The organism is Schaalia canis (assembly GCF_003858455.1).
Taxonomy (GTDB): domain Bacteria; phylum Actinomycetota; class Actinomycetes; order Actinomycetales; family Actinomycetaceae; genus Pauljensenia; species Pauljensenia canis.
Map to the genome: position 1 here is coordinate 1 of NZ_RQZF01000075.1, position 208 is coordinate 208.

Here is a 208-nt window from a genome sequence, read left to right on the forward strand (position 1 = left end):
GCTGTGGGGCTTAGCTTCCGGGTTCGGGATGGGTCCGGGCGTTTCCCCCACGCTGTTGCCGCCGCAAAAGGGTCGACCAGTATGTGTTTGTTAGCCCCCCGCGTGTGTTTTTTTGGGGGGGGGTGTGGGTTGGTCGTGAACCTGTATGGTGGTTGTGAGCAGTGTCGTGCTTTCGTTTGTGTTTTCACACTTTTTGGTGTGTGTGTTT

At 56.2% G+C, this 208-nt stretch carries 1 rRNA gene; it reads right to left on the reverse strand.

The window, feature by feature from the left end:
* Positions 1–66 (reverse strand): 5S ribosomal RNA (gene rrf, locus EII11_RS10420); the annotation flags it as partial.
* Positions 67–208 lie beyond the last annotated feature (142 nt).